Origin of the sequence: Sphingomonas sp. CCH5-D11 (genome assembly GCF_001557395.1) — a bacterium.
Taxonomy (GTDB): domain Bacteria; phylum Pseudomonadota; class Alphaproteobacteria; order Sphingomonadales; family Sphingomonadaceae; genus Sphingomonas.
The window spans coordinates 1-5526 of the sequence record NZ_LSKH01000136.1 but is presented as its reverse complement, the minus strand read 5'-3'; the positions used below and the strand labels follow the sequence as shown (position 1 = coordinate 5526).

Genomic DNA, 5526 nt, shown 5'->3' with positions numbered 1-5526 from the left:
CCGCCGCCGCCCGCTTATCCGTCCGCCGCGCCGAGCCCCTGGGGGACGCATGCGCAGGGAAATCAAGGATATGCGCACGATTCCTATCGCCACGGTCACGGCAAGCCGCCCAAGCGCCGCAAGTCGTTCCTGGAGGAATTGTTCGATTGAGGCCAGCACTGCCGACTTCGCACGACCTGTAAGCTGACAAAGATAAGACGTTGTTCGTCTGAGGAGATATGATGATCCGCTTGAAGAAGGGCACCTTCGCCGCCGTTGGCATCGGCCTTGCGGCCACCGTGATGCTCACCGCGCCGCTGGAGGCCGATGCGCGGCGTGGAGGCAGCTTCGGCAGCCGGGGCGCGCGCACCTATAATGCGCCGGCGACCACCAATGTCGCCCCGCGCCAGACGGCGCCCATGCAGCGGTCGATGACCGACCGGCCGGCCGGCGCGACGCAGGCGGGCACTGCCGCGGCCGGTGCCGGCGCCGCCGCCACCAGTCAGCGCGGCGGCATGGCCAAGGGGCTGCTGGGTGGCCTGCTCGCGGGCGGGCTGATCGGCGCGCTGCTGGGCGGCGGAATGGGCGCGCTGGGCGGTGCCGGCGCGGTGATGGCGCTGTTGCAGATCGTGCTGATCGGCGGCCTGCTGTTCTTCCTGTTTCGCCTGTTCCGCCGCAAGTCGACGGGCGCGCCGGCCCATGCCTTTGCCGGCGCCGGTGCCGGCAACGGGCGCGGCATGGCTTCGTCCTTCTCTGGCCATCAGGCGCCGCAGGCCGCGCCGTCAGCGACCGTTTCCGCGCTGCGCCCGGCGGTGCAGGACCAGGGTGCGGACATCGCCATCAACGACGCCGACCGGCATGATTTCGAACGGCTGCTGACGGAAGTGCAGGACGCCTTCTCCAACGAGGATTTCGGCCGCCTGCGCGAGCGTACCACGCCCGAAGTGATGTCCTATTTCGCCGAGGAGCTGAGCCAGAACGCCACCGCCGGACGCCGCAACAGCGTGGCCGGCACGCGCCTGCTCGATGCCGAGGTGGCGGAGGCATGGCGCGAGGGCGCAACCGATTATGCCACCATCGCCATGCGCTACGAGAGCACGGACGTGATGCTCGATCGCAGCACCGGCGCGGTGCTGGAAGGCGACTCGTCGCGCCCGACCGACACCACCGAATTGTGGACGTTCAGGCGCGAGCCGCAGGGTCAGTGGCGCCTGTCGGCGATCCAGGAGGCCTGATCGATAAGGTGCGGCGAAGGGCGGGCGGCGCGAGATCGCTGCTCGCCTGAGCCTGTCGAACAACACGCCCGGAGCGAGCGTCAGCCGGCGTTGCTCCGGGCGAGCGGGGCGCGATGGGCCCGTGTTCCGTGCGGCGTCGCGATCAGCCTCGTGCCGCCAAGCTGCCTACGGCCGCTTCCTTCCGGATAGCGTCCGCGATGCAGGCGACGGAAATCGCCTCATTGGCTCCATATTCGCCGACCACGCCGTTCAGCTTCGGCATCCCGCTTCGCCCGCCCTTGTGGTGGACGGCGATCACCTCCCAGCTGCCATAGTTGAAGACCGGGCTGCCGGAGCTGCCGCCCTCCGTCGGTGCGCGGTAATGCACGCGGCACACGCCCTCGATCTGCGGCCGGCCGCTTGCCGGGCCCTCATGGTCCAGCAGTTCATTGTCCTGGAAGGAGAAGGCGAGGTCGCGCCCACCGGGATAGCCGATCACATAGACGCGCGGGACCGTGCCGTCGCCCAGCTCCTCCGCACGGAGCGGCAGCTGCGTATTCGTCCTCAGCGGCCGGACGTTGGGTACGCGCTCGGCCAGCCGAAGCAATGTCACGTCATGGCGCTGATTGTCGGATGACCAGAGGATTTCCGCCACCTGATAGGGCGTGCTGTCCACCGCTTCGAACACCACCTCCGCCTCGTCTGGCTTCAGCGCGCGCTGGCGGGTGTTGCGGTCGACGAACTCGCCTGCGGCGTTCACCACGTGATAGTTGGTGACGATCAGCTGATCGTCCGGCGTCTCGAGCCCGAAGGCGGCAGCGGTGGTCAGAAAGGCGGTGCCGACGCGCTGCCCCGTCACGCTGTCACGCACGGAGGCGACCGCCTGCGCCCGTTCCATGCCGTTCTTCCACCATCGGTAGGATTGGAAGCCGGCGTTGCCCAGCACCGCCTCGAACCGCCCGGCCTTGTCCTGGTCGTCCGCCGCGCTGAGCCGCGCGGTTTCAGCCCGCACTTCATCGACGGAAAGGTCGGCGGCGCCGTCCGGCTCCTGCGCCATGCGCACGTTGAGCGCGGCGACCAGGTCATGCCCGCCGCTGCGCCCCTCGATATTCCAGGTCCGCAGCAATTCGCGAAGCGTGCTGCCGATCTGAAAGGCACTCGCCCCCTTGTCGGTGAGGAAGACCTTGAAACGCTCCTGCGCCGCCTCCCAGTCGCCTAGCGCAAGCGCCGCCGTGGCCGCCGATGCGCTTTGCCACGGCCCGCGTTGCTCCTCGGGCAAGGCATCGACTTGCGCCAGGATGTCGCGCGCGATCGCCGCCGGGTCCACCGGCGCCTTCCGGCCGATCTCCTGCGCTTTCGCCGAGAGGCCGAGCAGGTTGACGCCCTGCCACGCATTGGCGACCGGATCATGTTCATAGGCGATGCGATAGGCGGTCAGCGCGTGATCCAGCGCCCAGCCGGCCAGCGCCGCATCATCGCCAGCGTCGAAGAACATTTCCTTGAACGCGCGCCCGATCAGCCCGGCCGCCTTCGCGCGTTCGGGATGGTCGGGTGGCAGATCGTCGCGCATCACGCGCAGCACGTCGATCGCCGCGGTCGGCCGGCCGCTCTCGATCAGTGCCTGGCCGTAGAGCCGCCGCGCACGCACATGGCCGGGATTTCGCCGGCGGATCTGCTCGGCAAGCTGCTCCACCTGTACGAAGGCGCGCACCGCGCGGAGCCGATCCAGCAACGCGACCGCCTCGTTCACCGTTCTGTCGTCGCCCGCCGCCTTCAACCGCGCGATCATCGCGTCCGTGACATCGGGAGGGTCGAACGGTTCGGTCGGGTCGGTCATTCCGCTATTCCCAGAAGGCCGCGCAGCGCACGGCGGAAGGCCGGCTGGCGCAGATATTTGGTGCCCGAGTGGCGCCAGGCGCCGTCATTCTCCACCACAAGATCCTCCACCAGCCGCTCGCCGTTCGCCTTGAAGTCATTGGCGAGCAACGGGTCGAAGCCGCACACCGGGTCCAGCCGGTCGAACAGGTTGATCCAACCGCCGCGCAGCCGTTCGCCGGGAAAACCATCGTCGCGCGTCCATTCGGGAGCGAGCTGATCCTGCACCTCGTCCAGCCCGAGCGGGCTGCCGATCGTGATCAGCCCGTCGATCGCCGGGCAATCCGCCACACGTTTCAGGCAGTCGTAAGCGATCACCGTGCCAAGGCTGTGCGAGACGACCACATGCGGCGCCGAGCGCGCCGCGCCGAGCGTGGCGACGCAGCGCTCGCGGATCGTCCGTCGGATCGGCAGCGGCGGCGGGCGGCCGGGCGGGGCGAAGGACGTGTCGAACAGATAATGATGCACGTCGCGCAGATAGGCTTCCAGAAAGCGCTTCTTCAGGAACCAGGGCAGCGGAATGCGCTCCAGCGCCGCGGGTGGGGCGTCCTCGGCCGCCATCCCGGCCGCTTCGTCCACCATCGCCGCGCCGCTTACCGCGGTCATCTTCGCGCGCAGCCCGATCAGAAAGGCTTCCTCCTCGGCGCTTTCCGGCTGGACGGGCGCCACATCACCGCCCGCATCGATCGCCGCCGGGCTGTTTTCCAGCACGCCTTCATAAGCCGCCAAATTCTCGTCCGGCGCCTCGTAGAGCAGGTCCGCCCAGTAAACGACGTCGCTGGTGATGCCGAGATCTCCCAGCGACAGCCCGTCCGTGCCGTCGCCCACTGCCGCGCGCCACAGGCGCAGCAGATCCTTGGCGGGCGGCTTGTTCGATATACCGTGAATGAAGGTGATATGGGGCATGGGCCCGGTGCTCCCGCGCGATGCTCAGTTCAGCAGCGGATCCCCGCTTTCATCATCGGGCACCCGGGCGATGTAATCGGCATCGCCGAAGTCCACCACCGCGCCCACGCTTTCGAAACCAGGCAGCCCGGCCGCCCCGCGCAGCGCGTTCAGCCGGTTCATCCAGCCTTTCAGGAACACCTTCTGCGACGGCTTGTTCGCCACAATGGCGTGATAGAACCGCTCGCGCCGGTCGCAATAACGCGCCACCGCGCCGCCGTCCGCCCGGTCCACCGCCTTGCGGGTATTCTCGCCGAAATCGCCGTCCGGCACCGCGCCCACCGCATGTTGCAGAAACTTCACCGCCCGGCCCGGCCCCATGTTCACGGCCGTGTCGAATTGCACCAGATCGAGATCGACCGGCAGCAGATCGCAGCGCGGCGGCACCCAATAGCCCTGGCGATAGATGGCGTTCATCTCGCCTTCGTCCAGCTGCCGGACGGAGCGCGGCGCCAGCCCCTGACGCCTGCGCCAGCGATCATAGACCGCCTGCGTCACCCCCTTGTTGGTTGCGCCGCCGGGATCCGCGGGATGGTCCACAAACCCACCCTCCCACCGCAAGATGAACGGCATGGATCGCATGAAACCGTCGGTTGACATGTTAACCCCCGCGGATTTCTCATCTATCACTGTCCGCCAAGTCCAAGTGATTCGCAAGTGTTGCGTCGGCGTGGTTATTTGCTTGCACCCATATTGCGAAGGAACTGTTCTATGCTGAAAAGCAGTCCCGTAAAGGTTCGCGACTATGTTCGCGCGCTCGACTTGCCGGAAAGCGGCGCTTTCTTGGAACGTATTGAAAGCGTTCCGATAACGGGCGCGGGGCAGGAAGCGCTGGCGATCGGCACGCAGCTTACCGAATTTACCGCCGCCGTGCCTGCAGATCTGCGGCGGCGCGTGGCCGACACCATGCTGCTGGCGCAGCTTGCCGCCGACAAGGCGATGAAGACCAGGCCGGACGCCGAACCCTTCGCCTGGTACGACAAATATTCGGAGGTATTGCAGACGGTCGGCTGGCGGCTGGCGGATATGGAGCAGGTGGAACGCCGGCTGGATGAGCAGGGCGGCGACGTGCACCGCGCGATCATTCCCGTTGTTACCGCCGCGCTGGCGCCCGGTGCCGCCGCCGCCTCCATCGTGCTCGCCGTGCTGAAAGGGCTGGGCGACATGGACGAGGACGCGCCGTGGATCACCGTCTTCGACCGGTCGAGCGCCCATGCGCGCGGCGCGAAATTCCAGGTCGGCCATGTCGATGTGGACGATGCCGGCAATCCGCAGATGACGCTGGTGTGCTTTTCCATCGACGCCAAGCGCACCATCACTCAGGTGCTGTTCTTCAAGTTCAAGGACCAGGAGACCAAGGTGCGTCAGGCGGTGCGCAAGCTCAGCAGCACACCAGCGCATCTGGCGCTTGCCGGTGACGAGATTGCGGAACGGGTGCGCCCGTTCATTGTCGATTTCGTGCGCTCGATCGACATCTAGGCGGCGAGCGGGGGCGGGAAGGGCGGAACAGGCC

Annotated in this window: 5 protein-coding genes; 2 read left to right on the top strand and 3 right to left on the bottom strand. The window is 67.5% G+C overall.

Features of this window, described 5'->3' with window-relative positions:
- Positions 1–221 precede the first annotated feature (221 nt).
- Entirely contained in the window at positions 222–1214 is a 993-nt protein-coding gene (locus AX702_RS08915) for a TIM44-like domain-containing protein (RefSeq protein WP_066778638.1), read from the top strand.
- Positions 1215–1356: 142 nt separating this feature from the next.
- On the opposite strand, the gene AX702_RS08910 is transcribed toward AX702_RS08915, so the two are convergent.
- From AX702_RS08910 to AX702_RS08900, 3 genes are read right to left on the bottom strand one after another with little or no spacing between them, the layout of a single operon-like run.
- On the bottom strand, positions 1357–3030 hold the full coding sequence (locus AX702_RS08910; protein WP_066778636.1) for a serine protease: 1674 nt from the start codon (positions 3028–3030) through the stop codon (positions 1357–1359).
- Positions 3027–3974, bottom strand: coding sequence for a hypothetical protein (locus AX702_RS08905; RefSeq protein WP_066778634.1), 948 nt, complete (start codon positions 3972–3974; stop codon positions 3027–3029). Before AX702_RS08905 ends, AX702_RS08910 begins: the two co-directional genes overlap by 4 nt.
- Positions 3975–3998: 24 nt before the next feature.
- Positions 3999–4586: a glycoside hydrolase family 108 protein gene (locus tag AX702_RS08900; protein WP_269450383.1), complete on the bottom strand. Its 588-nt coding sequence runs from the start codon at positions 4584–4586 to the stop codon at positions 3999–4001.
- Positions 4587–4724: 138 nt separating this feature from the next.
- Here AX702_RS08900 and AX702_RS08895 point away from each other — a divergent pair, with 138 nt between their 5' ends.
- Positions 4725–5492: a hypothetical protein gene (locus tag AX702_RS08895; protein ID WP_066778631.1), complete on the top strand. Its 768-nt coding sequence runs from the start codon at positions 4725–4727 to the stop codon at positions 5490–5492.
- Positions 5493–5526 lie beyond the last annotated feature (34 nt).

Excerpts from the sequence above, each read along its gene's own strand:
- AX702_RS08895 (WP_066778631.1), top strand. The coding sequence starts at position 4,725 with ATGCTGAAAAGCAGTCCCGTAAAGGTTCGCGACTATGTTCGCGCGCTC.
- AX702_RS08915 (WP_066778638.1), top strand. The coding sequence starts at position 222 with ATGATCCGCTTGAAGAAGGGCACCTTCGCCGCCGTTGGCATCGGCCTT.
- AX702_RS08910 (WP_066778636.1), bottom strand. The coding sequence starts at position 3,030 with ATGACCGACCCGACCGAACCGTTCGACCCTCCCGATGTCACGGACGCG.
- AX702_RS08905 (WP_066778634.1), bottom strand. The coding sequence starts at position 3,974 with ATGCCCCATATCACCTTCATTCACGGTATATCGAACAAGCCGCCCGCC.
- AX702_RS08900 (WP_269450383.1), bottom strand. The coding sequence starts at position 4,586 with ATGCCGTTCATCTTGCGGTGGGAGGGTGGGTTTGTGGACCATCCCGCG.